This is a genomic window from Lysobacter dokdonensis DS-58 (assembly GCF_000770795.1).
GTDB lineage: Bacteria > Pseudomonadota > Gammaproteobacteria > Xanthomonadales > Xanthomonadaceae > Noviluteimonas > Noviluteimonas dokdonensis.
In genome coordinates, this window is record NZ_JRKJ01000020.1 from 19,146 (window position 1) to 41,936 (window position 22,791).

Consider the following 22,791-nt stretch of genomic DNA (forward strand, 5'->3'; position numbering starts at 1 on the left):
ACGTCGCGTCGACGTGCATCGCCGCGAGGAGCGCACGTTATGAACCCGACGGTGCAGCGTCGGTGAAGGGAGCGCGCGTTTCGTTGAACGCACGGCAACGGACGCGCAAATGCGCGTTCAGAAATTTTCTCGCAACGAAATCGTCACGCCTCGCGCAGGCGGCGCGCCAGTCCCGACACGCGCTGCGCGCGCACCGACAACGCGTCGCGCAGCACCGATTCCGACGCGCAGACGTGCAGCGCGTCGCGGGCGCGCGTGATCGCCGTGTAGATCAGTTCGCGCGAGAGCGTGCGCGCGAACTGCCGCGGCAGTTGCAGCCACACCGTGTCGAACTCGGACCCTTGCGCCTTGTGCACTGTCATGGCGAAGGCGCCGGCATGCGCGGGCAACGCCGCCGGGTGGAACGGGCGCAATCCGGCCGCGGTGCGGAACCACACGACGCTCCCGTCCTCGCCGCGCAGGCAAAGACCGAGATCACCGTTGAACAGGCCGTGGCGATAGCTGTTCTCGGTGATGGCGACCAGGCGCCCGTGGAAATACGGGTCGCGCTGCGCGCCGGCGAGCGCTTCCTCGATGCGCGCATTCAGCGCGGTCGCGCCTTGCGCGCCGTTGCGCAAGGCCGTGAGCAAGCGTGCGCGCTGTGCCCGGGCGAGCGCGTCGTCGATCGCCTGCGGTGCATCCGCGGCGAGCTCGCCGAGCGCTCGCCACGGCGCGAGCAGCGTGTCGCGCAGTGACGCGGCGAGCGGATCGATGGCGTCTTCGTGGAAGTGCACGTTGCGGAGCGACCCATCGCGCAGGAGGCGAAGCGCGGAGTCGGCGTCTCCGTCGCGCACGGCGGCGGCGAGCGGCGCGAGGTCGAAGGCGTCGGCCTGGCGGTAGGTGCGCTGGAGGGCGACGCGGAGGGCCTTGAAGCGGTGGGGCGTTTCGATGGGTTCGGGCGTCGCCGCATCCACCATGGTCGCGGCGTCGGCGATCGCCGCGAGCACGTCGCCGGCTTCGACGGACGGCAATTGGTCGCGGTCTCCGAGCAACACCAGGCGTGCGCCGCGCGGCACCGCTTCGACGAGCTTGCACATCATCGGCAGGTCGACCATCGAGGCTTCGTCGACGACGATCATCTCGTGCGCCAGCGGCAAATCCGCGCCATGCCGGAACTGCGGGCGGTCGTGGATCGTGCCGAGCAGGCGATGCAGGGTGGTCGCGTTCGCGGGCAACGCATCGCACAAGGCATCGTCGAGGCCGTCTTCGCGCAGGCGCTCGACCGCGATGCGCAGGCTTTGCGCCATGCGGTCCGCGGCGCGGCCCGTCGGCGCGGCGAGCGCGATGCGCAGGGTGCGTCCCGATGCCTGCGCTTGCGCGACGGCCAGCAGCAACATGCGCGCGATGGTCGTCGTCTTGCCCGTGCCGGGGCCGCCGGTGATGAGCAGCAACGCGTGGCGCAATGCGAGCGCAGCCGCGCGCGCCTGGTGTTCGTCGCGCGTGGCGGCCGGGAAGAGGCGTTCGAAGACGGCCGCGGGCGTGGCGATGTCGGCGCCCTCGATTTCCGCGGACGCGATGCGGCGCAGGCCCATCGCGAGGCGGCGCTCGTATTCACGATAGCGGCGCAGATAGAGCAGGTCACCTTCGAGCACCAGGGGCATCGCCGGATCGGCGACGGCGTCGGCATCGGGCCGCGCGACCCAACGCGACAGGGCCAAGGCCTCGCGCAGTTGCGCATCGCCGTCGAGGTCGAGCGCCGCGTGCCCTTGCGCGATGGCGAAGGAGGCGCGCGCTGCGGCGTCGATCACGCGCGGGTCGGCGTCGGGTTCGCGGCGTGCCAGCACGTTCGCGAACGCATGGTCGACCACGCGCGGCACGTCGTCGCGTTGCGCGCTCATGCGGCGCCTCCGAGCAGATCGTCGACGGCGTGGATGAGATCGTGCGTGAGCGCCGGAATTGCGACGCCGCGCTGCGGATCGCCCGCATCGAGGCCGCGGCAGAACAGATAGCGCACGCCGCCGAAGGCGCTTGCCGCCGCCTCGCGGTTGCCCAGGCGCATGCGCAGCCAGCGGTGTACGGCCACTGCGTACAGCAGCGCCTGCAGGTCGTACTCGCTCGCGGACATCGCCTGCGCCAGCGCCGCCGCATCCCACGCGGGCAGGCGGTTGGACTTGTAGTCGACCACGTACACGCGCCCATCGACGCGATACGTCAGGTCGATCTTGCCCGTCATCAGGCCGCTGAGCTTCGGCCACGTCCCGAAATCGCGGCGGCCCGTGGCGATGCCATGCCGCTGCAACAACGCGAGCAGCGTGGGGACGTCGGCATCGGCGAGCGTGAAGTGGAACTCGAGTTCGGCCACGCGCGCGGCATCGGCCACGTCGCACAGGCGCACGCCTTCCGGCAGCGGGGCATTGAGCGTGCGCGCGATGAGCGGCGCGAGCTCGCGCACGCCGGCATCGAAATCGCTCTCCGGGTAATCCTGCGAGCGCAACGCGTCGCACAGGAACGCGCGTTGATCCTCGGGTGCGTCGGTCGCGTCGCGCCACGCGGCGAAGTCGACGTGCTCCAGCGCATGGTGCAGCGCGTTGCCGAAGCGCGTGCCGGAGAAGCGCAGCAGCGCAGGATCGATGTCCTCGAACACCGCGAGCGGGCGCTCGTCGTCCGCCGGCGCTTCCTCGGCCAGGGCCTGCGCCCCGTGCGCGTGCTGGCGATGCAATTGCGAGAAGCTGTGGATCCACCAATCGCGGCGCAGGCGGCGGTGCGGCGTGCGCGGCGCGGGGATCGCATCGGGAATGGACGGGGGCAAGCGCGTGTCGTCGGCCGATGCATCGGGCGCGCGCACGACGAGGTTGCCGCCGAGCAGGTCGGCGCGCGGCAGCACGCCGCCGAAGAGGCGATGCAGCGACGATTGCGCATTCGACGCGAGCGCGCCGGTCGCGATCCACATCGCATCGCGCGCGCGCGTCAGGCCGACGTACAGCAACCGCATGTCTTCGGCGGCATCCTCGCGCCGGGCGGCCGCGCACGCGTCATCCCACGCAGGCGCGCCCGGATGGCGTTCGTCGGTTTTCCATTGCCGCACGCGTTGGCCATTCGCGTCGTGGTACTGCACGACGCGCGCCTTGCCCCCGTTGGTGCGGCCGATGCCGGCGAAGGGCAGGAAGACCAGCGGGAACTCGAGGCCCTTGCTCTTGTGCAACGTGAGGATCTGCACGCGGCTGGCGTCGGATTCGAGGTTCGGCCACTGCGTTTCGTCTTCCCGATCGGCATGTGCGATCGCGGCGCGCAGCCAATCCACCTGGCCCTGCGGCCCGAGGCGGCGCGCACGCGCTTCCTGCAATTGTTCGCCCAGTTGCAGCAGGTGCGTGATGCGGCGCTCGCCGTCGGCGAAGGCGAGCATGCGCGCGGCTTGCCGCGCCAGCACGTCGGCGAGCATGGGCTGTGGGCCATGCGATTCCCAGCGCAGGCGCCAGTCGGCGAGCTCCTGTTGCCAACGGCGGCGCTGGTCGCCGTCGTCTTCGAGCGCCTGCAAAAGTGCTGCGTCGTAACCGAACAGGGGCGTTGCGAGCACGGCGCGCAGGCGGCGCTCGTCGCCGGGCGTCGAGAGCGCGAGCAACAGTGCGAGCAGTTGCTGGGCTTCGTCGGTTTCGTACAGGCTGCCGCGCCCGGCGCTCACCGCGGGCACGCCGAGCTTGGTCAGTGCATCGCGGATCGCGAGGCCTTCGCGATGACTGCGCACCAGGACCGCGCAATCGCGGGCTTCGATCGGCCGCTGCACGTCGCCGTCGCGGCGCGTGGCCTGGCCGTCGCGTGCGCGCACGAGCAGATCGCGGATCGCGCGCGCGCACGCGCCCGCGGCCAGGTCGATGGATTCCTGCGCGGTCCACGTGCCCTTCGCCTTCGGCGGCAATGCCTGCAGGACGAGGGCGGGCGCGGGCGCGCCATCGATCATCAGGTCCGGATCGCAGGCGCCACCGCCGGGTTGCGTGGCCGCGAACGCGATGCCGTCGCCGAGCATGTCGTGCGCGGAGGGCGAGGCGTCGAACAGCGCATTGACCGCATCGAGTACGCACGGTCGCGAGCGGAAGTTGCGGTCGAGCGGCGCGGCGAGCCGGGCCGTCGCGCGCGCATCGAGGTAGGTCTGCACGTCGCCGCCGCGGAAGCGGTAGATCGCCTGCTTCGGATCGCCGACGAGCAACAGCCCGCCTTCGCCGAACAAGCGCGAGAAGATCGTCCACTGCCGCGCGTCGGTGTCCTGGAACTCGTCGACGAGGACGAGCGGGAATTGCGCGCGCAACGCCTCGATCAGCGCGGGGGCGACAAGGGGATCTTCGAGCGCGGCGAACACCGCATCGACAAGGTCGTCGAAGTCGCGCACGTTCGCGTCGCGCTTGATCGCCTGGTCTTCGCGGCGCGCGTCGTCGCGCAGGGCGTGCAGCACGTGCAGGTCGACGCTTTCGCTCGCGGACACGAAGGCCTGCACGGCATCGCTGATGGCCAGCGCCGGCGCCATCGCCTGCTTCGTCGGCGGGCAGCAGTCCACCAGGCCGGCACGCGTGAGGCAGGGCAGGTCGTCGTGCGGGAACGGCGCGGCGTCGGATTGCGCGGCGAACCACTGCCACAGCGCCTCGTACTGCAAGGCCTGCTTGCCCGATTTCAGGATGCGCCTGGCGGACGCGCTGCGCAGTGTTTCGAGGTCGTCGTCGCCATGCGCCAAGAATTGCGCGCGCAACGTACGCCAGGTTGCATCGCGAAGCGCGTTCGCGCCGTCCGCCGGCGGTGGCGGCAGCAAAGGCTCGAGCGGCAGCAGATCGCGCAGCGCATCGGCCAGCCCGTCGACGTCGCGGAACGTACGTCGCAGGAAGTCCGCACCCTGCCCGGTGCGCGCGTGCGCGCGCCACAACGCAACGGCGAGGCGGCTGCGCTGCGCGGCGTTGCCCGGCTCGATGTCGGTGCGCAGCAAGGGCTGGCCGGCCAGCAGCGCGTGTTCGGTGAGCAGGCGCTGGCAGAAGCCATGGATCGTGGTGATCGCGGCGAGGTCCAGGTCGCGCACGGCGCGCTGCAATCGCAGGCGCAGCGCGGGCAACGCCTCGCCGCGCAGGGCATCGCGGAGCAAGCGTCGCAGCAGCGTCGTCTCCGCGTCGTCGCCTGCCTGGTCCTCGTCGCGCCAGTCCAGCGTCAGTTGCGACGCGCGCTGCAGGCGCAGGCGCACGCGTTCGTGCAATTCCTGCGTGGCCGCGACCGTGTAGGTGACCGCGAGGATCTGCGGCACCTGCAGGCGTTGCGCGATCACCGCGCGTGCGAACAGACCGGCGAGCGCGTAGGTCTTGCCGGTGCCCGCGCTGGCTTCGACCAGGCTGCGCGCGTCGAGCGGCGTGTCGAAGACGGTGGCGCTCATGCGAGCACCGCCGGATCCAGGGGCGTCGCCTCTTCCAGCGAGCGGAACAACGCGACAGACAACGCCGCGAAGCGCTTCAACGACGCCTCGTCCTTGTCGTAGAACGGATCACGCCCGCGCAAGGCGACGCGCGTGGCCGGCGTCGCTTCCGCGCGACCGCCGCCGTCGAACTGCGTGCCCATCCACGTCTCGCGCGCCGCGCGGATCGCCGCATCGGCGTCCTTCTCCTGCAGCACGCGGAAGAAGCAAAGGCCGCTTTTCGGCAGGAACACCTGCGGCGTGCGCAGTGCTGCGTCGTGCCAGGCGAAGAACGCATCGAGCGTGGCGGTCACTTTCTTCGCCGCGAATGGTTTGCGCTCGGTCCAAGCCGGCGCTTCGTCCTTCGCCGGCCGCGCGAGTTGGAAGAACTTGATGCCCAGGAGCGAGGCGCACAGCGTTTCGAGGCCGTGGCGCACCGCGTGGCCGCCATGCACGCCGTCGGGCCGCAACACGACGCGCAGCACGCCCGGGCGATGCACGCCGTCGAGCGTGCCGCGCAGGGCGCCGGCCACGGATTCGTGCGCGAAGGGCGTGCGCGTTGCCGCGTCGCCGAAGCCCTTGTCGAGCGCCATCTGCGCAAAGGGCGCGATCTCTTCCAGCAGTTGCGCGACCTGCGCGCGGCCATCGGCGCCCGGTGCCACCAACGCGCGCGCGAGCAAGCGCGCGTGCAGCGCGTGCGCGTCGGGACGGCCGTTCGCGCGCATCCATGCGTCGAAGACGGCGTGGCGCAAGGTGTACTGATCGAGCGCATCCGGCGCGCCGAGCGGTTCGTGCTCGGCCAGTGGCGCTTCGTCTTCGGGCAGGCGCAGGCCGAGACCGTCCTGCAGGTAGACCGCATGCGGGCGCATCAGCGAGCGGCGCAAGCGGTCGAGCGACAACGGGCCACGTCCGGCGTCGTTCTGCGGCAACCACAACGTGGCCGGTGCGAAGACCGGTGTTTCGTCGACGCCCGCGGTTTCTTCGGAGGCCGCCTGCCAGCGTGCGTCGTAGCTGAAACGGCGTGGCTCGACCGCGCCGCCCGCGTGCGCGGCGCCGAACGCCGCCGGCGCGAAGGGTTGCAGCGCATGGCGGACGACGAGCGCTTCGCGCACTTGCGCCGCATCGCCTGCGTGGTACGCGGCGGCGGCGTCGAGCAATTCGGCGACCAGCGTCGACGGTTCCCGCCGGCTGTTGTCGCGCGGATCCATGCCGCACCAACTGACCGACAGCACGCGCCCGGCGGAGGCGAACAATTGCAGGAACAGATAGCGGTCCGCGTCGCGCCTCGAGGGATCGCCCTTGCGCCGGTCCGGCGTGCCGAGGGCATTGGCGATCCGATTGATCGGGTCGCGGCCTTCGCGTGCGGGGAACGCATCGGCCTCCATGCCAAGCAGGCACGTCACGCGGAACGGGATCAGCCGCATCGGCACCATGCGGCCGAAGCAGATGCCGCCGGAGAGGAACGGGGCGCGCGCGTCGGATTGTCCGAGTTCGTTGCGCAGTTGTTCGAGGACGATCGCGTGTTCGACCGGCGTGTCGTAGCCGGCGCGCGCCGCGCCTTCGGCGAAGCGGCCGATGGCGTCGCGCAAGCGGCGCGCGATGGCGGCATCGCTGCTGTCGCGCGCCGGCGCGAAGGCCTCGTCGAGCAGGCGGTGCAACACCGTCGCCCACGCCGCGGGCGGATGCGGGCCCGCCAGGCGCGTGCGCATTTCGCGCAGCATCGACACGCAGCGCAGCAAGGCGTCGAGCGCTTCCGCGGCGTGGCCTTCGAGGTCGGGCCACGGCGCGACGCCGGCGATGTCTTCGTCGGCGCCGCTCGCGTAGCCGAGCAGCAGCCGCTCGATTGCGAACTCGATCGTGTACGCATCGCCGTCCGCGCCGTGGCGCGCGCGATCGGCGGCATCCAGGCCCCAGCGCGCACCGGCGTTTTCCAGCCAATCCTGCACGCGCATGCGATCGGCGTCTTCCAGGCCGAAGCGCGCGGCGATGGCGGGCACGGCGAGCAGGTCGAGCAGGTCGGCGAGCGAGGGCGCGTGCAGCGGCAGCTCGAGCAGGCGCAGGAATGCTTCGGCGACCGGCGCGCTCGCGAGCGGGCTCGTGTCGGCGATCGTGTACGGCAGCTCGCGCGGCGTGCCGATCGCGCCGCCGAACACCGCCTCGATGTGCGGCGCGTACGCGTCGATGTCGGGCGCGAGCACCGCGATGTCGCGCGGCTGCAGATCCGGTTGGGATTCCAGCAGTGCGCGCAATTGGTCGTGCAGCACCTGTACTTCGCGCAGGCGCGTATGGCAGGCGTGGAATTGCAGGCTCGCATCGCGCATGTCGACGCCCGCGCGCGGCCACGCGGCATCCGCGTTTTCGTGCAGCGGCGCGTGGTTGTCGAGCAGGTCGGCCTGCATGCGGCCGAGCAGCGTGTCGCGCGCCGGTTCCACGAACGGCGCGACATCGAACGACGGTGTGGCGATCTCGCCGCCGACCAGCATCGCGACGAAATCGCGGCCCGCCTGGCCCCACGCGGCGAGCAACGGGTTGGGCGGTACGCCATTGGCGGAGAAGTACGCCTCGTCGGTGGTCGGCGTATAGGCGGACCAGCGATCGAGGTCGCCCCAGAAACCGCGCGCGGGCGAATGCAGGAAGAAGTGCTGCGTGCCGGCGCGCGCCTGGCTGGCGATGACCTGCAATACATCGGGCGAGACGTTCTGGCACGCGAACACGAACAGGCGCGGCGGCAGGCCATGCGGCGCTTCACTGCCCTCGGGGCCGAAGCGTGCGAGGAACGCGCCGATGCGCCGCGCGCGATGCGCCTTGTCGCGGGCGATCGTGCGCCACAGGCCGGCTTCCCAATCGTCCTTCGGCGCGCGGTGTTCCCAGGCGAGCAGCCAGTCGCGGCGCCAGGCCTGGTACTTCTCGTAGGTGTCGGCGAGCGCATTGGCCAGCGACCAGGCCTTGCGCGAATCGCCTTGACCGAGGAAGCGCGCGAGCGCCGCGGGCGGGCGGCGTTGCAGTTCGCGCAGGGCGTGCCAGCGCAGGGTGTCGGGTTCGAGGCGGTCGGCGGCGGGCGCGGGGCCGAGGTTGGCGTCGAGGACGAGATCGACGTATTCGCCCGGGGTGAGGAAGCGCAGGTTGGCGCAGATGCCGGCCTGTTCGGCCAGCGCCTGCTGGAGCCAGCGGCGCATCGAGAACTGCGGGACGAGGACGATGTCGGGCCGCAGCCAGTCGCCATCGGCGGGCAGGCGTGCGACTTCGGACGCCAGGACGCCGGCGAGCACGTCGAGCGCGTTGCCGTGGTAAAGACGGAAGTCGGGGCGTCCCTGCATGAGACGCCATGATGCCGGAGGCGGTCGCAATCTCCGAGACTGCCGACGGCGGCGCTGCGCCCCGGCACGGGCAATGCGACAATGCCGACCTTCCCCATTACGGATTCGCAACCTCGCTCCGGCGCCATTCAGCGCCCGATGGCGAAGCTGCGCCGCCTTCGTGCTTCCATTGCCCGCGTGAATACGACCTCCGACCAACCCGCCGTGCGCATGTCCGGCCTCCGCCTCGAACGCGGCGGGCGGGTGGTGCTGCGCGACATCGAGCTCGCGGTGCCGCGCGGCAGCGTGACGGCCGTGCTGGGTCCGTCGGGCAGCGGCAAGTCGACCTTGCTCGCCGCGCTCACGGGCGAGTTGGTGCCCGCCGCGGGCCAGGTGGAGGTTTTCGGTGAACAAGTGCCCCGCGCGCAGAAGCCGCTGCTCGCGATGCGCAAGCGCGTGGGCGTCCTGTTGCAGGGCAATGGCCTGCTGACCGATCTCACGGCGGCCGAGAACGTTGCGCTGCCGCTGCGCACGCACACCGATCTGCCGGATGCGGTGATCCGCCGCCTGGTCGACATGAAGTTGCACGCCGTCGGCCTGCGCGCCGCGGCCGATCTGTTCCCGCGCGAGCTCTCCGGCGGCATGGCGCGCCGCGTCGCGCTGGCCCGCGCGCTCGCGCTCGACCCGCCGCTGATGATCTACGACGAACCGCTGACGGGCCTGGATCCCATCGCGAGCGGCGTGGTCATGAGCCTGGTGCGCCGCCTGAACGAAACGCTGGGGCTGACGAGCATCGTCGTCACGCACCACGTGCACGAAACCATGCCGGTCGCCGACCACGCCATCGTGATCGCCAACGGCCGCATCGTGTTCTCGGGCACGCCCGCGGAGCTCGACGCCACGCGCGATCCGCTCGTGCGCCAGTTCCTCGAAGGCCAGCCCGACGGCCCGATCCCGTTCGACACCACGGCGCGCGCGCCGGAGGCCGCCTGATGCCCTTCGTCGCCGCCACGCGCGCATTGGGCGCCGCGGGCTTGTTCGCATTGTCGGTGTTCCGCGCCTCGAAGCCGACGCGCGATTTCTTCGCCGAACTCACGCGCGAGATTTACAAGATCGGTGCGCGCTCGTTGCCCATCGTGGCGGCCGGCGGCGCATTCGTGGGGCTGTCGGTGACGCTGCTCGGCTATCGCGCGCTGGAGACCTACGGCGCGACGGGACAGGTCAGCGCGTTGCTGGGGCTGGGGCTGTATCGCGAACTCGGCCCGGTGCTGACGGCGCTGTTGTTCGTCGGGCGCGCGGGGTCCTCCATCGCCGCGGAACTGGGTTTGATGCGCGCGACCGACCAGATCACCGCGCTCGGCCTGATGGCGATCGATCCGGTCGCCAAGACCGTCGCGCCGCGGTTCTGGGCCGCGGTGCTGTGCGTGCCGCTGCTCACCGGCTTCTTCATCAGCCTGGCCATCGCGGCGGGTTACTTCGAAGCGGTGCACGTGATCGGCATCGATGGCGGCACGTTCTGGCAGACGATGAAGGACAGCGTGGATTTCCACGACGACTTCCTCGTCGCCTTCATCAAGGCCGCGATCTTCGGCGGCGTGTCGGCGCTGGTCGCCTCGTATGTCGGCTTCCATGCCGAACCGACGATCGAAGGCACGTCGGTGGCCACCACCCGTGCGGTGGTGAACGCCTCGTTGCTCGTGCTGATGTTCAATTTCGTCCTTTCCGCCCTGCTGTTCAGGAGTTGAAGACCATGCGTGGTCCCCGTCTCGAATTCGCGGTCGGCGCGTTCCTGCTGCTTGCCCTCGCGAGCCTGCTGGTCCTCGCGATCGCCTCCACCAACAACAAGTGGGGCTTCGGCGGCGATTCGTATCCGCTCAAGGCGCGCTTCTCGACCATCGGGCAGCTGCGCGTCGCAGCGCCGGTGAAGATCGGCGGCGTGGTCGTCGGCTCCGTGAAGGAGATCGGCCTGGACCCGCAGCGGTTCGACTCGGTCGTCACGCTGGCCATCGACGGCCGCTACAAGGACCTGCCGGCCGATACGTCCGCGGGCATCTTCACCAGCGGCCTGCTGGGCGAGAGCTACGTCGGTCTCACGCCGGGCGGAGATGTCGAAACCCTGAAGGCCGGGGACGAGATCGCCTTGACGCAGTCCGCCGTCGACCTCATGCAACTGGTCGGCAAGTACATGTTCGCCGGCGGCGACAAGCCCGCCGGTGCGGCGCCCGCCGCCTCCTCCACTTCCGCAACCCCCACGGAAACCACGCCATGAAGCGACACCAGACCGCCGCCCGCGTTTCACAGCGCGGCCTGATCCGCCAGGCGCTTGCCGCCTCGGCCATCGCCGTCGCGCTCGCCGCGGCCGCGCCTTCCATCGTGCACGCGCAGGCCGCCGCCAAGCCGGCCGCGGCGCCCGCCGCGCAGGGCCAGCCGAGCCAGCTCGTGCTCGCCAACGCCACGCGCATCGTCGCCACGCTGGAAAAGCGCCGCGACGAGTTCACCAAGAACCGCGCCGCGCTCGACAAGTTCGTCTCGACCGAATTCAACCAGATGTTCGACCGCAACTACGCCGGTCGCCTGGTGCTCGGCCGCCACGGCCGCGGTGCGTCGGACGCCGACGTCAAGTTGTTCTCCGACGCGCTGTCGGACAGCCTGATGTCGCGTTACGGCTCGGCGCTGTTGTCGTTCGACAAGGGCCTGAAGGTGCGCGTGAAGTCCGAAACGCCGCTGCGCAACGGGCAGATCGTGCGCGTGTCCAGCGAGTTCGTGCGCGCCAACGGCCAGGCCACGCCGGTCGACTACCTGATGCGCAAGACCGGTGCGAACTGGCAGGTGTTCGACGTGATGGTCGAAGGCGTGTCGTTCGTGCAGACCTTCCGCACGCAGTTCGACGCGCCGCTGCAGGCCAAGGGCATCAAGCAGGTCGCCGCCGACCTGCGCGCCGGCAAGATGCAGGCGCAAGCGCAGTAAGCCGATGAACGACGCGCGCCGCGATCCCGCCCCGTCTCCGCTCGCCGTCGTCCGCGACGGCGATGCGCTCGTGCTGACCGGCGCGCTCGTGCGCCCGGCGGTCGCCGGTGCGTGGACGCAGGTGGCCAAGGACATCGCCGGCGTGCGTCGGATCGACCTGCGGGGCGTCACGCTCGTCGACAGCGCGGGCATCGCGCTGCTGGCCGAGCTGGCGGGCCGCGCCGGGTCCGGCGTCGCCGTCGAGGGCCGCCCGCCGGGCTTCGACGAGCTCCGTGCGGCCTACCGGCTGGACGAAACGCTGGCGTTCGCGAACGCCTGAGCCCCATTCAGGACGCACTGTCCCGAACGGCCCCCACCTTCGCCCCTTACACTTTCCGGCATGGATCGCCCCCTCGTTTCGATTTCCGCGCTGCTCGCCGGCGCTTTCCTCGCGCTGAGCGCGCCTTTGGCGTATGCGCAGGAAGCGCCCGTTTCCATGCCTGCCGCGGAATCGTCGGTGGCCATGCCCGCCGAAATCGCCACGCCCGCGACGACAGCGGCGCCGGTGGCGGTCGAGGTGCCATCCGCATCGACCTCGGTCGAACCGGTCGCGGTCGATGTGCCGCCTGCTTCGACTGTCGCCGAGCCGGTCGCCGTCGACGCACCCCAAACCACGGAAGCCCCGACCGCGGCCGAAGAAGACTTCGTGTCGATCTACGGCGACGGCGCGCTGCCGACGCCGGCGGAACTCCCGCAGGCGTACGACCCGTGGGAACCGTTCAACCGCAAGATGCACACCTTCAACAACGCGATCGACCGCATCATCGCGAAGCCGTTGGCGAAGGCGTACGTGAAGGTCGTCCCGCGCCCCGTGCGCCTGGGTGTCAGCAACTTCTTCTCCAATCTCTACCAGCCGCTCAGCGCGCTCAACAGCCTGCTGCAGGGCAAGCCGAAGCAGGCCGGCCAGGCGATGGGCCGCTTCGCACTGAACATCACGCTGGGCCTGGGCGGCATCTTCGACCCCGCGTCGGATGCCAAGCTGCCGCGCATCAGCGAAGACTTCGGCCAGACGCTCGGCGTGTGGGGCTGGAAGCAATCGCGTTACGTCGAGCTGCCGCTGTTCGGCCCGCGCACCGTGCGCGATCTGTTCGGCATGGCGGGCGATTCGCCGTTCGGCCTGCTGCGCGGCGTGGAGGAAGACCGGATCCGCATCTTCCTGCAGGGCCTGCAACTGGTCGACGTGCGCACGCAGCTGCTGGCGGTGGATGCGATGCGCGAAGGCGCGGCCGACGACTACGCGCTCGTGCGCGATGCATGGCTGCAGCGCCGCGATTACCAGATCTTCGGTGACCGCAAGACCGACGAAGACGCGACGCTGCCCGACTACCTGCGCGAAGAGAACAACCCGACCGTGCCGTTCGACGCGATCCCGGTCACGCCGATGGATGGCGGCTGAGGAGCTCGTCTTCGAGCGCTTCGGGCTCCAGGTCCGGCGGTAGCTTCTTCTTTCCCCTGACGCCCATTTCCGCGAGCCGGCGCGCGCGCGGGATCACGGCCTGCGGCGATTCCTCCAGGCGGTTGCGCGCGGCGCGATAGGCCTTCTGCGCGTTCTCCAGCTCCGCGCCCACGGACGTGAAGTCCGCGAGGAAGGCGATCACCGAATCGAGCAAGTGCCCGCCGGTCTCGCTGATCTTCATCGCCTGCTTCTGCAGCTTGTCGCGCGTCCACAGGCGGTCGGCGACGCGCAGCATCGCCATCAGGGTGTTGGGTGAGGCGAACACCACACCCTTTTCGAACGCATCGGTCTGCAGCTTGTCGTCGAAGCCGAGCGCGGCCGACAGCGCGCCTTCGAGCGGCACGAACGCGATGGTGACGCCGAGCGCGGTGTCGCCCACGGCGGCGGGATAGTTGCGGTCGGCGAGGTCGCGCACGTGCTGCCGCAACGCGGTGGCATGGCGGCGCATCGCGTCCTGCTGCACTTCGGGCAGGTCCGCGTTGACCGCTTCGGTCCACGCGACGAGGTTGACCTTGCTGTCGACCACGATGCGGCGCTCGTCGGGCAGGCGCACGATCACGTCGGGACGCAGGCGGCGGCCGTCGTCGTCGGTGCTCGACTGCTGGCGGTCGAAGTGGACGCCCTCCTCCAGGCCGGAGCTGCGCAGCACGCTTTCCAGCATCAGCTCGCCCCAGTCGCCGCGGATCTTTGCGTTGCCCTTGAGCGCACGCGTCAGCGAGTCGGCCTTGGCGGCCATGTCCTGGTTGAGCGTCTTGAGTTCCTGCACGGCGCCGAGCAGCGAGGCGCGTTCCTTCGCTTCGTCGCCGTAGACGGTGTCCACGCGCTTGCGGAATTCGCCGAGCTGGTCGGCGAAGGGCTTCAGAAGCAGCTCGATGTCGGACTTCGACTGGCCGGTGGCCTGGCGCACGTTGTGTTCGAACTGCTGGCCGCGTTCCTGGAAGGCCTTGCCGGCCAGCTCGGTGAAACGGGCGGAGAGTTGTTCCTGCGCGGCGCGGACGAAGGATTCGGTTTCGGCGCGGGCGCGGCGGGCTTCATCGGCTTCGGCGCGGGCGCGCTCGACGGCGATGGCGTCCTCGCGGCTGCGCTCGCGCAACTGCTCGATTTCCCGGCGGCGCAACCAGAACCCCGCGGCGAGTCCCGCCGCGAGCGCGAGGACGCAGCTCAGGATCAGGGTGGCGGTCATGGCGTCGTTCTCCGGCGGGGCACGTGCAGTGTATGCGCTGGGGAAATCTCAGCGACTGCGACGCCTCAATCCAGCACGCGGCAGAACACGGCCTTGAGGTACCGCGACTCGTGCACGTTCGCCAGGAACGGGTGGTCTGGGCCGGCGCCGGAGATCTTCAGCACCTGCACCGTGCGCCCCGCGTAGAACGCGGCGCGGCGCAGCATGTCGAGGAACTGCTCCTCGCTCACCAGGCCCGTGCACGAGAACGTCGCGAACAGGCCGCCGGGCTTCACCACGCCCAGCGCCAGCTTGTTCATGTCCAGGTATTTCTTGAGCGCCGGGATCACCTGCTCGCGGTCGCGCGTCATCTTGGCCGGATCGAGGATCACGACGTCGAATCGCTCCCCGTTGTTGGACGCATCGCGCAGCCACGGGAAGATGTCGGCCTGCACGAATCGCGGGCGCACGTTGTTCAACTTCGCGTTGCCCTTGGCGATCTCGATGACGTCGTTGTCGATGTCGATGCCGACCACCTCACTCGCGCCACGCGCGGCGGCGTACACCGCGAAACCACCGGTGTTGCAGCACAGGTCGAGCACGCGGCGGCCTTCGCACAGGTGCGAGAGCCATTCGCGGTTGTCGCGCTGGTCGGCGAAGAAGCCGGTCTTGTGCGCACCCGCCGGATCGGCGCGGAACTTGATGCCGTGTTCGGTAATGACCGCCGGCTTCGCAGGTTCCGTGCCGCGGAAGTCGAAGGACTCCTGCTTCTGCACGTGCTCGTCGGCGAAGGCGTGGAAGCGGCAGCCGGGAAAGTGTTCGCGCAGCGCCTCGTAGATCCATTCGCGATGGCGGTACATGCCGGCGCTGAAGAATTCGACGACGAGCAGGTCGGCGTAGCGATCGACGACCAGGCCGCTGAGGCCATCGCCTTCCGAATGCACGACGCGCCAGGCATCGCTCACCTGGTCGAGCTGCAGGAACTCGCGGCGCAGGCGTACCGCTTCGCCGATCTTGCGCGCGAACCACGCCTGGTCGACCGCGATCTGAGGATCGGTTTCGAGGATGCGCACGGCGATGCGCGAGTGGCCGTTGTAGAAGCCGCGCCCGATCCAGTCGCCTTCCACGCCCACGACGTCGACGATCGACCCGGGCTTGGGCCGCACGGCGGGCTTTTCGACGAGTTTCTGGAAGATCCAGGGATGCGAGGACCGCCAGGCATTGCGCAGGCGGACGGTGGTGGGGGCGAGGGCGTCCATCGCGGCATTTTACGCGCCGGGGCCTTGTTCCGCCGGGTTTTGTCGCCATCCATCGTTCATGCACCTGCCCTCCGACGCGCTGCCCGACGACCTCCCGGCACAACGGCTGCGCGACAAGCGCCGCGTGCAGCGCGCGGTGACGTGGACGCTCGCGTCGGCCTTCACGTTGTGCGTCGTGTACGCGCTGCAGGGCTTCCTGCCCGTCGACGCGCTCGCGGTGACGCCGTGGACGGCCACCGGTTGGCTCGGCGTGCTCACCGCACCGCTGTTGCATGGGTCGCCCGATCACCTGTTGTCGAACGTCGCTGCATTGCTGCTGCTCGGCTCGCTCGCGGGCAGCGTGTATCCGCGCGCGACGGTGCGCACGGTGCCGATCGCGTGGGTCGCCTCGGGCGTCGCGGCGTGGTTGCTCGGCGATGCGGGCTCGCATCACCTCGGCGCGAGCGGCGTGCTGCAGGGGCTGGCGTACCTGGTCGCGACCTTGGGCCTCCTGCGACGCGATCGCGCGTCCGTGGCCGCGGCGATGATCGCCTTCGTATTCTCCGGCGGCATGCTCGCCGCGGTGTTGCCGCACGATCCGACGATCTCGTGGCAGTCGCACCTGGGCGGCGCGATCGGCGGCGTGGTGTCCGCGCTCGCGTTCCGCCACGCCGATCCGCCGGCGCCGCGGCAACGCTACAGCTGGGAATTCGAGGACGAGGACGCCGATCCGTCGAGTTCGATGTAGCCCGTCGGCACGAGCGCGGTGGCGAGCATCACCGCGTTGATGTCTTCGTGCGCGCGCCATTGCGCATCATCGCTGCGTGCCACCTCGCACCACGTATCGGTCAGCGTGCGTGCGAGCGGGACCTGTTCGAGCAAACGGTCCAGCGCACCGCGCAACGCCGGTTGCGCATCCAGCGACGCCGATTCGCGTTCCAGCACGCACCACAGGCGCGTCACGGCCTGCAGGCCGATGGCGAGGCCGAGTTCGCGGAATGCCAGGCGATGCGACAACGGCCGCGCGAACGGCTGCGTCGCCAGGTAGCGCGCCAGCCCGTTCGCCGCTGCGCCGGCCACGAGCCCGAGCAACGGGTTGTCGCCGGGACGCACGCGCAGCAACTGCGCCAGTCGGTACGCATCGACGAGCAGGCCGCCGATGCCGAGCGGATCGTCGGTGAGCAGATTGGTGCCCGCGACGATCGCCGCCATCTCGCGCAGTTCGACATCCAGGTCGGGCCCGAATCCCGTGCGGCCCGGCGGTTTGTGCGCGCGCAATTGCAGATCGGTGATCAGGCCATCGAGCGGATCGTGCTGGCCCATCGTGTCGACGAGCGGCGCGGACAGATCGATCCGCATCTTCCAGTACATCCGCATCGGCGCACCGGGCGCGGGGGCGTAGGTGAAGGCGCGATGCGCGGTCTGCGCGAGTTCGCGCGCCCAGCGGCCGGCATCGGCCTGTCCGGTGCGTCGCGCGAATTGATCGAGCGCATGCATCCATCGCGTCAGGTAATGGAAGTACTGCCCGTCGCGTTCCCATTCCAGTTCCGCGTCGGGCAACGCATCCACCGCGCGCTCGGGCAACGGCTTGCCGATGCGCAATCCGCCGCGCGTGGGATGTTCGATCGCGGTTTGCGCATCCATGCCGCCGATCCAGCCGCTGCGCGCATCGTCCGCGCGATGGCGGCCAAGCGTGGCGTGCACCTGTTCGATCAGGCGTTCGGCGTTGTCGACTTCGTCGAGCGCCAGGAAGTTGCAGACGGCGAACGCATCGGTCCACAAATAGCGCTGCGCAGGCGCGGCGCCGACCACGCCGGTGCGCACGGCGAAGTCATGCATGAGCGCGGCGGCGGTGCGATGCGCGTCGTCGTGTTCGGCGGTCGCGGCTTTACGGGCAGGATGCGGGGCCATGGCGGGATGATCGCGTCGCATTCGCTGCCGTTTCGTGAAAAGCGGCGTTCAGATAACTGAAACCACGGACTGCGTTAAAGTCGCTCGCGCGGCTGGGGAGCCGTGCATCGATCAGGGGATCTGTCTTGGAAACGAATCTGTATGCGCCGCCGGTCGCGGCGGTCGCCGACGTGCCAGACGAAGCGGCGGGCAAGCCGTTCTATGTCGTGGGCCGCGGGAAATTCCTGCTGTTGTTCTTCCTCACCGCGGGCCTGTTCCAGTTCGTGATGTATTACATCCACTGGTCGCGCTTCAAGCGTGCGACGAGGACGCCGATGTGGCCCCTCGCGCGCATGATCTTCGCGGTCTTTTTCATCCACTCGCTCGCCGAAGAAGTGGACCACCGCTTGCAGCGCGGCGGCATCCGCCACGCGTGGTCACCCAACACGTGCGCCACCGTGATCGTGGTGCTGCTCATCGCCGACCGCCTGCTCGGCGGGTTCGGGGAGGCGGTGATGTCCAGCGGCGCGATGCTGGCCGTCTCCTACGGCTTCCTGGTCCCGGTGGGCCTGTGCCTGTGGCAGATCCAGCGCGCGGCGAACCTCGCCAGCGGCGCGCCGGACGGCGCCCCCAACCGGCGCCTGACGCTGGTCAACTGGCTGTGGATCGTGCCGCTCGGGTTGTTCTGGGCGCTCGTCGCATTCGCCCTGACCCTGACCCCGCCCCTGGACGCCTGACGGGGCCTGCCCCGGGGGTTTTCACGGGATTTTCGCGCCGGGATCATCGTCCCGGCCCGAGGATCGGCCCAACATCGCAACCGCCTTGCGTCGAGCGGGGCTAGCATGGGGCCCATGAATACGACCGCCACCCCGAACCGCGTCGAACACCAGCTCACCGACAAGGGCTACGTGCCGGTCTACACGACGGCGGTGGTCGAACAACCCTGGTCGAGCTATTCGACGAGCGACCACGAGGTGTGGGCGACGTTGTTCGCGCGCCAGCAGCAGGTGCTCGTCGGCCGCGCGAGCGACGAGTTCCTGCGCCAGCAGCGCGCGATGGGCATGACGCCCGACCGCATCCCGAAGTTCGACGACCTCAACGCGGTGCTGCGCAAGGCGACCGGCTGGGAACTGATCGGCGTCGAAGGCTTGCTGCCGGAACTGACGTTCTTCGACCACCTCGCCAATCGCCGTTTCCCGGTGACCTGGTGGATCCGCAAGCCCGAGCAGCTGGATTACCTGAGCGAGCCCGATCTGTTCCATGACCTCTTCGGCCACGTGCCGCTGCTCATGAACCCGGTGTTCGCCGACTACATGGAAGCCTATGGCCGCGGCGGGGTGAAGGCGCACGGCATCGGCCCCGAGGCGCTGGTGAATCTCACGCGCCTGTACTGGTACACGGTGGAGTTCGGGCTGATCAAACAGGACGACGGGCTGCGCATCTACGGCAGCGGCATCGTCAGCTCGAAGGGCGAGTCGATCCATTGCCTCGAAAGCGCGGCGCCCAACCGCATCGGGTTCGACCTCGAACGCATCATGCGCACGCGCTACCGAATCGACACTTACCAGAAGACGTACTTCGTCATCGACAGCTACGAGCAGTTGATGGAGGCCACGCGCCCGGACTTCACGCCGATCTATGCGCGCCTGGGGCAGGAAGACTCGTTCGCGGCGGGCGACGTGCAGGCGAAGGATGTCGTCTTCAACAAGGGCACCGGCGAAGGCTGGCTCAACGACGGCGACGTCTAGGCGCCGCCGGCCTTGCGCAGGTAGGCCTCGAGCCCGCGCGCCGGATCGTCATCGAAGACTTCACCGGTTTCCGCGACCGCCGCGATGCGGTCGGGCCGGAAACTGCGGAAGTCCGCGCGCAGGCGACACCACGCCCCGATCGTCCAGCTGCCGCCCCAGAAGGCCAGGCACAGCGGTTCGATCTCACGCGCGCTCGTCTGCCCATCCTGGTCGCGATAGTCGACGCGCAGCACGTTGCGCGCTTCGATCGCCGCATGCAGGCGGTCGATCAGGCCGCTCGATTCCAGGCGCGCGACTTCCGGCGCGAAGATGCGGCTGCGTTCGCTGCGCGCGCGCAATTCCGGCGGCAACACCGCTTCGATCTTCAGCAGCGCCGCCTTCGCCGATGCCCCGAGCCGCGCGCCGCCGAACGCGCGCACGAACCGCGTGCCGACCACCAGTGCTTCGAGCTCGTCGGCGTTGAACATCAGCGGCGGAATGTCCGCGCCCTTGCGCAACACGTAACCGACGCCGGCTTCGCCTTCGATCGGCACGCCGGACAATTGAAGATCGGCGACATCGCGATACACCGTGCGCAGCGACACGCCGAGGGAGTCGGCGAGCGCGTGCGCGGCCACCGCGGCCCGGCGGCCTCGGAGGGCGTTGACCAGCAGGAAGAGGCGATCGGCGCGGCGCATGCGCGCATGATCGCCTCAGCGGAGGCGGGAACGCGAGGTCGGCGCCAGGCGCAGCACCTGCGGCGGGCCCTGCAACCGCCGCGCCAGCGCCACCGCGATGGCGCGCCAGCCCGGCCCGCCGATCAGGGTTTCGCGATAGCGCGCGTAAGCCGTCGCGTCGTCGAAGCGCGCGAACCACGCGAAGACATGCTCGCCATGGCGCACGGGCAGGCGCGGAAATGTGTTCGCCGCGTATTCGGTGGCGAAGCTCGCGATGACGCGCGCGCCGGCGGCAGCCACCGCCGGGTGGAGGTCGGCGGCGAAGAATTCGAGGAAGTCCATGTCGACGGGCGCATCGAAGGCATAGAGCGTGGCGACGATGAGCCCGCCGTGGTCGGGCGCGTGCGCGACATGCGGCGACGACAGATCGAGCGCGAAGCCGGATGCCGGCGCGACGGGCTTGAGCAGCAGCACGTCGTCCGAATCGATCATTGTCGCGTTGGCCGCATCGCGATGCGCCTGCCATGCCGGGCCGGTATAGAACGACTCGAGCGACGCGCGGCGCTGCGCCATGTCGGGAAAGCCGCGCAGCCACACGAAGCGATCCGGCGCATCGAGATCGCGGAACTGCCCGAGCACGCGGATGCCGGTGGTCTCCTGCGTGTCGAGGAACTCGCGTTCGAACAAGGCGATCAATACGTCGCGCTGGCCGGGATGCAGCGTGTACTGCCGCAACTCGACGACGGGACATGCCGTCGTTTCGATACGCGGGGATGCGGGACGAACGGGCAGATCGACGATCACGGCGGCGCTCCATGCGAGGAAGGCCGACAGCGTGCGCGGAGGCTGCTGACAGCGCTCTGTCAGCAGTCATCCGGCCGCGGTATAAGGGCCGCGGACCGGGGGTCGGGGAAGGGGGACACCATGCAGGGAATGCTTCGATGCGCGTTGGTGGCGGCGGTGTTGCTCGCCTGCGTGGGCACGGCGTCGGCAGATGAGCTGCGCGTTCTCGGGGCGACGTTGCAGTTGCCCTTCGCTTACCAGCGCGTGCACGCCACGCAACGCTCGAGCCACTACGCCGCGATGCGCACGTCCGAGTCGCTCGAGATCGCCATCCTCGACGGCCCGGCGCAAGGCCAGCACCTGTACGTCGTCGCCGATTACTGGTCCGACGAAGACGTCGACATGGGCAAGCTGCGCACCGCGCTGCGCACGCAGGCCGACGAAGATCGCAAACGGCCCGGCGTACGCGAGATCGCGCAGGTGCGCATCGGCGGCTACGACTTCTGGTACATGGACGGCCGCGTCAAGAACACCAACGCACAGTGGCCGGAGAACATGGGCGCCACCGGCGAAGTGGGCGGCGGGCTCCTGTCGGTGGACTTCTTCGCGAAAGACGCCGCGCCGCTGACGCCCGCGCTGGCGGAGGCGCTCAAGTCGCTCGCGATCGACTTCGACCCACTCATGCGCGCGAAGAGCCGCTTCGGCCAGGAGGCCGAGCAGATGGTGCAGGGCACGGTGATCGACACGCCCCTGGGCCGCATCGAGCTCGGCAAGGGGGCGATCGCGCGCATGGTCTCCAGCGGCGTGCAGTACGACGGCAATGGCGCGGCGATCGGCCGCGAACGCGGCTTCGTCGCCCGTCGCGAAGGGTTTTGGCGCCCGAGTTTCCCGACCGGTTTGAATTTCGGGTGCATGTCCGACGACGACGCGCGCTACAAGCGTCTGATGTCGCTGTACGACGACGACGACAGCGTCTCCATCAAGGAGCGCACCATTGCGACCGGCGCGCCCGCGCCCGTCCCGTTCCTGGGCGGCACCGGTGTCCTGGTGCGCGGCAAGGGACCGGAGAATTATTCGCGCGCGACGATCCTGCGCACTGCGCTGCGCAAGGACGGCACCGTGTACTACGCGACGATCACGCGCGATGGCGGCACCAACATCGAGTCGGACGTCAACGAATGGCTCGAGACCGCCGCGCCGCAATGCCGCATGGACCCGGTGGTCGCGCCGGCGCCCGGCGCGCCGCCCGCGCCGAAACCCGCGGCGGGCGACGATGCCGCGCCGCGCGTTTCCACGCGCTGAAGATCACTCCGCCGGCGGCGGTTGCGGCCAGTCGCCGGCTTCGTCGAGGGAGCGCATGTCGGCCGGATCGATGTCGCGCGTCGTCTCGCCGGCGCGCACGGTCACGACGTTCAATTCGTGCGAACACGGTGTGTCGTCGTCGGCATCGGCATCGCAGTCGGTGAAGCCCACGCGCGTATCGCGATGTTCGACCGGGATCGCGAGCACCAGGTAATCGCCGCGCGCGACGTCGAGCCGGAAGTCGCGCACGCCGCGCGCGGTTTGGGTGCACGTCGCATTGCCTTCGGCGAGTTCGAACGCGCACACGCGCATGCCGCCCGGATCCTCGGCGACGCCCTTCACCGTGCCGGCGATGGCGCCCTTGTCGAGCGCGTGGTCGCGCATCGCGCATTGCACCGTCGTGTCGCCCAGGTCCGTGCCCGGTGACAACGCACCGCTGCCGGCCGGAATCGCGTTGCGCAACGCTTCCGGCGGCGCGGGCAGCACGATCGGGGTGAGGTCTTCGCTCGGCCGCCCGATGACGAACCAGCCGATGTCGGCGATGCCCACGCGGAACGCGGGCGCGATGGTGCAGCGCTGGGGCGCGTTCGAAGCGGCCGCGTCGCACGCCACGCCGTCGATGGACACGAGCGCGGCGCGCTGTTCCGCGCCGGTGAGGGCGAGGAAGGTGCGGTCGCGGCAGGTGAGGATGTTGGCGAGCGCCTCGCGGCGCGGATCGCTGGAGGCGACCGGCGCACCTTGGGTGGCGGCTTCGGGCGCCGCGGCCACGGGCGTGGACGTGGCACCGTTGCCGCACCCGGCCAGCGCCAGCGCGAGTCCGACGATCGCAGAAGTCTTGCGCATGCACCTGCCTGTT

General features: G+C 69.9%; 19 protein-coding genes. 10 read left to right on the forward strand and 9 right to left on the reverse strand.

Annotated elements, in window-relative coordinates; translation table 11 throughout:
• Positions 1-143 precede the first annotated feature (143 nt).
• Genes recD through recC form a run of 3 tightly spaced genes read right to left on the reverse strand, consistent with a single transcriptional unit; the run spans position 144 to position 8,715 of the window.
• Positions 144-1,877 (reverse strand): exodeoxyribonuclease V subunit alpha, encoded by a 1,734-nt coding sequence (gene recD / locus LF41_RS12475; protein ID WP_052116402.1) that lies wholly within the window; start codon positions 1,875-1,877, stop codon positions 144-146.
• The gene (locus tag LF41_RS12480; RefSeq protein WP_052116403.1) at positions 1,874-5,380 is read right to left on the reverse strand and encodes a UvrD-helicase domain-containing protein; all 3,507 of its coding nucleotides are present in this window, start codon (positions 5,378-5,380) and stop codon (positions 1,874-1,876) included. The genes recD and LF41_RS12480 overlap by 4 nt, the downstream gene beginning before the upstream one ends.
• Positions 5,377-8,715, reverse strand: a complete 3,339-nt coding sequence (gene recC, locus LF41_RS12485) for an exodeoxyribonuclease V subunit gamma (protein ID WP_052116404.1) — start codon at positions 8,713-8,715, stop codon at positions 5,377-5,379. The genes LF41_RS12480 and recC overlap by 4 nt, the downstream gene beginning before the upstream one ends.
• A gap of 210 nt (positions 8,716-8,925) precedes the next feature.
• On the opposite strand from recC, the gene LF41_RS12490 reads away from it, so the two are divergent.
• From LF41_RS12490 to LF41_RS12515, 6 genes are read left to right on the forward strand one after another with little or no spacing between them, the layout of a single operon-like run.
• A complete protein-coding gene (locus LF41_RS12490) occupies positions 8,926-9,687 on the forward strand; it encodes an ABC transporter ATP-binding protein (RefSeq protein ID WP_036170325.1) in 762 nt (253 codons plus the stop codon).
• Complete coding sequence (locus tag LF41_RS12495) at positions 9,687-10,439, forward strand: MlaE family lipid ABC transporter permease subunit (protein ID WP_036170238.1); 753 nt, start codon at positions 9,687-9,689, stop codon at positions 10,437-10,439. The genes LF41_RS12490 and LF41_RS12495 overlap by 1 nt, the downstream gene beginning before the upstream one ends.
• Positions 10,440-10,444: 5 nt before the next feature.
• Positions 10,445-10,963, forward strand: a complete 519-nt coding sequence (mlaD, locus tag LF41_RS12500) for an outer membrane lipid asymmetry maintenance protein MlaD (protein WP_036170328.1) — start codon at positions 10,445-10,447, stop codon at positions 10,961-10,963.
• 41 nt (positions 10,964-11,004) lie between these two features.
• Positions 11,005-11,661, forward strand: coding sequence for an MlaC/ttg2D family ABC transporter substrate-binding protein (locus LF41_RS12505; protein ID WP_036170330.1), 657 nt, complete (start codon positions 11,005-11,007; stop codon positions 11,659-11,661).
• A gap of 4 nt (positions 11,662-11,665) precedes the next feature.
• Positions 11,666-11,980, forward strand: coding sequence for an STAS domain-containing protein (locus LF41_RS12510; protein ID WP_052116405.1), 315 nt, complete (start codon positions 11,666-11,668; stop codon positions 11,978-11,980).
• A gap of 60 nt (positions 11,981-12,040) precedes the next feature.
• Positions 12,041-13,096, forward strand: coding sequence for an MlaA family lipoprotein (locus LF41_RS12515; RefSeq protein ID WP_036170240.1), 1,056 nt, complete (start codon positions 12,041-12,043; stop codon positions 13,094-13,096).
• Here the strand turns inward: LF41_RS12515 and LF41_RS12520 are convergent.
• Positions 13,074-14,339, reverse strand: coding sequence for a DNA recombination protein RmuC (locus tag LF41_RS12520; protein WP_052116406.1), 1,266 nt, complete (start codon positions 14,337-14,339; stop codon positions 13,074-13,076). The two genes, LF41_RS12515 and LF41_RS12520, sit on opposite strands and share 23 nt — an antisense overlap.
• A 65-nt stretch (positions 14,340-14,404) precedes the next feature.
• Positions 14,405-15,577, reverse strand: coding sequence for a class I SAM-dependent rRNA methyltransferase (locus tag LF41_RS12525; protein ID WP_036170242.1), 1,173 nt, complete (start codon positions 15,575-15,577; stop codon positions 14,405-14,407).
• 58 nt (positions 15,578-15,635) lie between these two features.
• On the opposite strand from LF41_RS12525, the gene LF41_RS12530 reads away from it, so the two are divergent.
• Positions 15,636-16,304: a rhomboid family intramembrane serine protease gene (locus tag LF41_RS12530; protein ID WP_052116407.1), complete on the forward strand. Its 669-nt coding sequence runs from the start codon at positions 15,636-15,638 to the stop codon at positions 16,302-16,304.
• Here LF41_RS12530 and LF41_RS12535 read toward each other — a convergent pair.
• Positions 16,253-17,467, reverse strand: coding sequence for a hypothetical protein (locus LF41_RS12535; protein ID WP_036170243.1), 1,215 nt, complete (start codon positions 17,465-17,467; stop codon positions 16,253-16,255). The two genes, LF41_RS12530 and LF41_RS12535, sit on opposite strands and share 52 nt — an antisense overlap.
• A 125-nt stretch (positions 17,468-17,592) precedes the next feature.
• Between LF41_RS12535 and LF41_RS12540 the strand changes: the two genes are divergently transcribed.
• Entirely contained in the window at positions 17,593-18,183 is a 591-nt protein-coding gene (locus LF41_RS12540; protein WP_036170244.1) for a hypothetical protein, read from the forward strand.
• 114 nt (positions 18,184-18,297) lie between these two features.
• Positions 18,298-19,194, forward strand: a complete 897-nt coding sequence (gene phhA / locus LF41_RS12545) for a phenylalanine 4-monooxygenase (protein WP_036170246.1) — start codon at positions 18,298-18,300, stop codon at positions 19,192-19,194.
• Here the strand turns inward: phhA and LF41_RS12550 are convergent.
• Together LF41_RS12550 and LF41_RS12555 are read right to left on the reverse strand one after the other, a co-directional pair.
• On the reverse strand, positions 19,191-19,871 hold the full coding sequence (locus LF41_RS12550; RefSeq protein ID WP_036170247.1) for a helix-turn-helix transcriptional regulator: 681 nt from the start codon (positions 19,869-19,871) through the stop codon (positions 19,191-19,193). The two genes, phhA and LF41_RS12550, sit on opposite strands and share 4 nt — an antisense overlap.
• A gap of 15 nt (positions 19,872-19,886) precedes the next feature.
• Positions 19,887-20,654 carry an NIPSNAP family protein gene (locus LF41_RS12555; RefSeq protein ID WP_202594050.1) on the reverse strand — a complete coding sequence of 256 codons (768 nt, stop codon included), beginning with the start codon at positions 20,652-20,654 and terminating at the stop codon, positions 19,887-19,889.
• Between the two features lie 120 nt (positions 20,655-20,774).
• On the opposite strand from LF41_RS12555, the gene LF41_RS12560 reads away from it, so the two are divergent.
• A complete protein-coding gene (locus tag LF41_RS12560) occupies positions 20,775-21,935 on the forward strand; it encodes a hypothetical protein (RefSeq protein WP_152600010.1) in 1,161 nt (386 codons plus the stop codon).
• Positions 21,936-21,938: 3 nt separating this feature from the next.
• Here the strand turns inward: LF41_RS12560 and LF41_RS12565 are convergent, their stop codons facing one another.
• Complete coding sequence (locus LF41_RS12565; RefSeq protein WP_036170249.1) at positions 21,939-22,778, reverse strand: hypothetical protein; 840 nt, start codon at positions 22,776-22,778, stop codon at positions 21,939-21,941.
• Positions 22,779-22,791 lie beyond the last annotated feature (13 nt).

What these genes read in the sequence shown, in the direction of transcription:
- LF41_RS12530 (WP_052116407.1), top strand. Translation starts at nt 15,636, where the DNA reads ATGCACCTGCCCTCCGACGCGCTGCCCGACGACCTCCCGGCACAACGG.
- mlaD (WP_036170328.1), top strand. Translation starts at nt 10,445, where the DNA reads ATGCGTGGTCCCCGTCTCGAATTCGCGGTCGGCGCGTTCCTGCTGCTT.
- LF41_RS12565 (WP_036170249.1), bottom strand. Translation starts at nt 22,778, where the DNA reads ATGCGCAAGACTTCTGCGATCGTCGGACTCGCGCTGGCGCTGGCCGGG.
- recC (WP_052116404.1), bottom strand. Translation starts at nt 8,715, where the DNA reads ATGCAGGGACGCCCCGACTTCCGTCTTTACCACGGCAACGCGCTCGAC.
- LF41_RS12490 (WP_036170325.1), top strand. Translation starts at nt 8,926, where the DNA reads ATGTCCGGCCTCCGCCTCGAACGCGGCGGGCGGGTGGTGCTGCGCGAC.
- LF41_RS12535 (WP_036170243.1), bottom strand. Translation starts at nt 17,467, where the DNA reads ATGGCCCCGCATCCTGCCCGTAAAGCCGCGACCGCCGAACACGACGAC.
- LF41_RS12510 (WP_052116405.1), top strand. Translation starts at nt 11,666, where the DNA reads ATGAACGACGCGCGCCGCGATCCCGCCCCGTCTCCGCTCGCCGTCGTC.
- LF41_RS12480 (WP_052116403.1), bottom strand. Translation starts at nt 5,380, where the DNA reads ATGAGCGCCACCGTCTTCGACACGCCGCTCGACGCGCGCAGCCTGGTC.
- LF41_RS12550 (WP_036170247.1), bottom strand. Translation starts at nt 19,871, where the DNA reads ATGCGCCGCGCCGATCGCCTCTTCCTGCTGGTCAACGCCCTCCGAGGC.
- LF41_RS12515 (WP_036170240.1), top strand. Translation starts at nt 12,041, where the DNA reads ATGGATCGCCCCCTCGTTTCGATTTCCGCGCTGCTCGCCGGCGCTTTC.
- phhA (WP_036170246.1), top strand. Translation starts at nt 18,298, where the DNA reads ATGAATACGACCGCCACCCCGAACCGCGTCGAACACCAGCTCACCGAC.
- LF41_RS12520 (WP_052116406.1), bottom strand. Translation starts at nt 14,339, where the DNA reads ATGACCGCCACCCTGATCCTGAGCTGCGTCCTCGCGCTCGCGGCGGGA.
- LF41_RS12560 (WP_152600010.1), top strand. Translation starts at nt 20,775, where the DNA reads ATGCAGGGAATGCTTCGATGCGCGTTGGTGGCGGCGGTGTTGCTCGCC.
- LF41_RS12495 (WP_036170238.1), top strand. Translation starts at nt 9,687, where the DNA reads ATGCCCTTCGTCGCCGCCACGCGCGCATTGGGCGCCGCGGGCTTGTTC.
- LF41_RS12525 (WP_036170242.1), bottom strand. Translation starts at nt 15,577, where the DNA reads ATGGACGCCCTCGCCCCCACCACCGTCCGCCTGCGCAATGCCTGGCGG.
- recD (WP_052116402.1), bottom strand. Translation starts at nt 1,877, where the DNA reads ATGAGCGCGCAACGCGACGACGTGCCGCGCGTGGTCGACCATGCGTTC.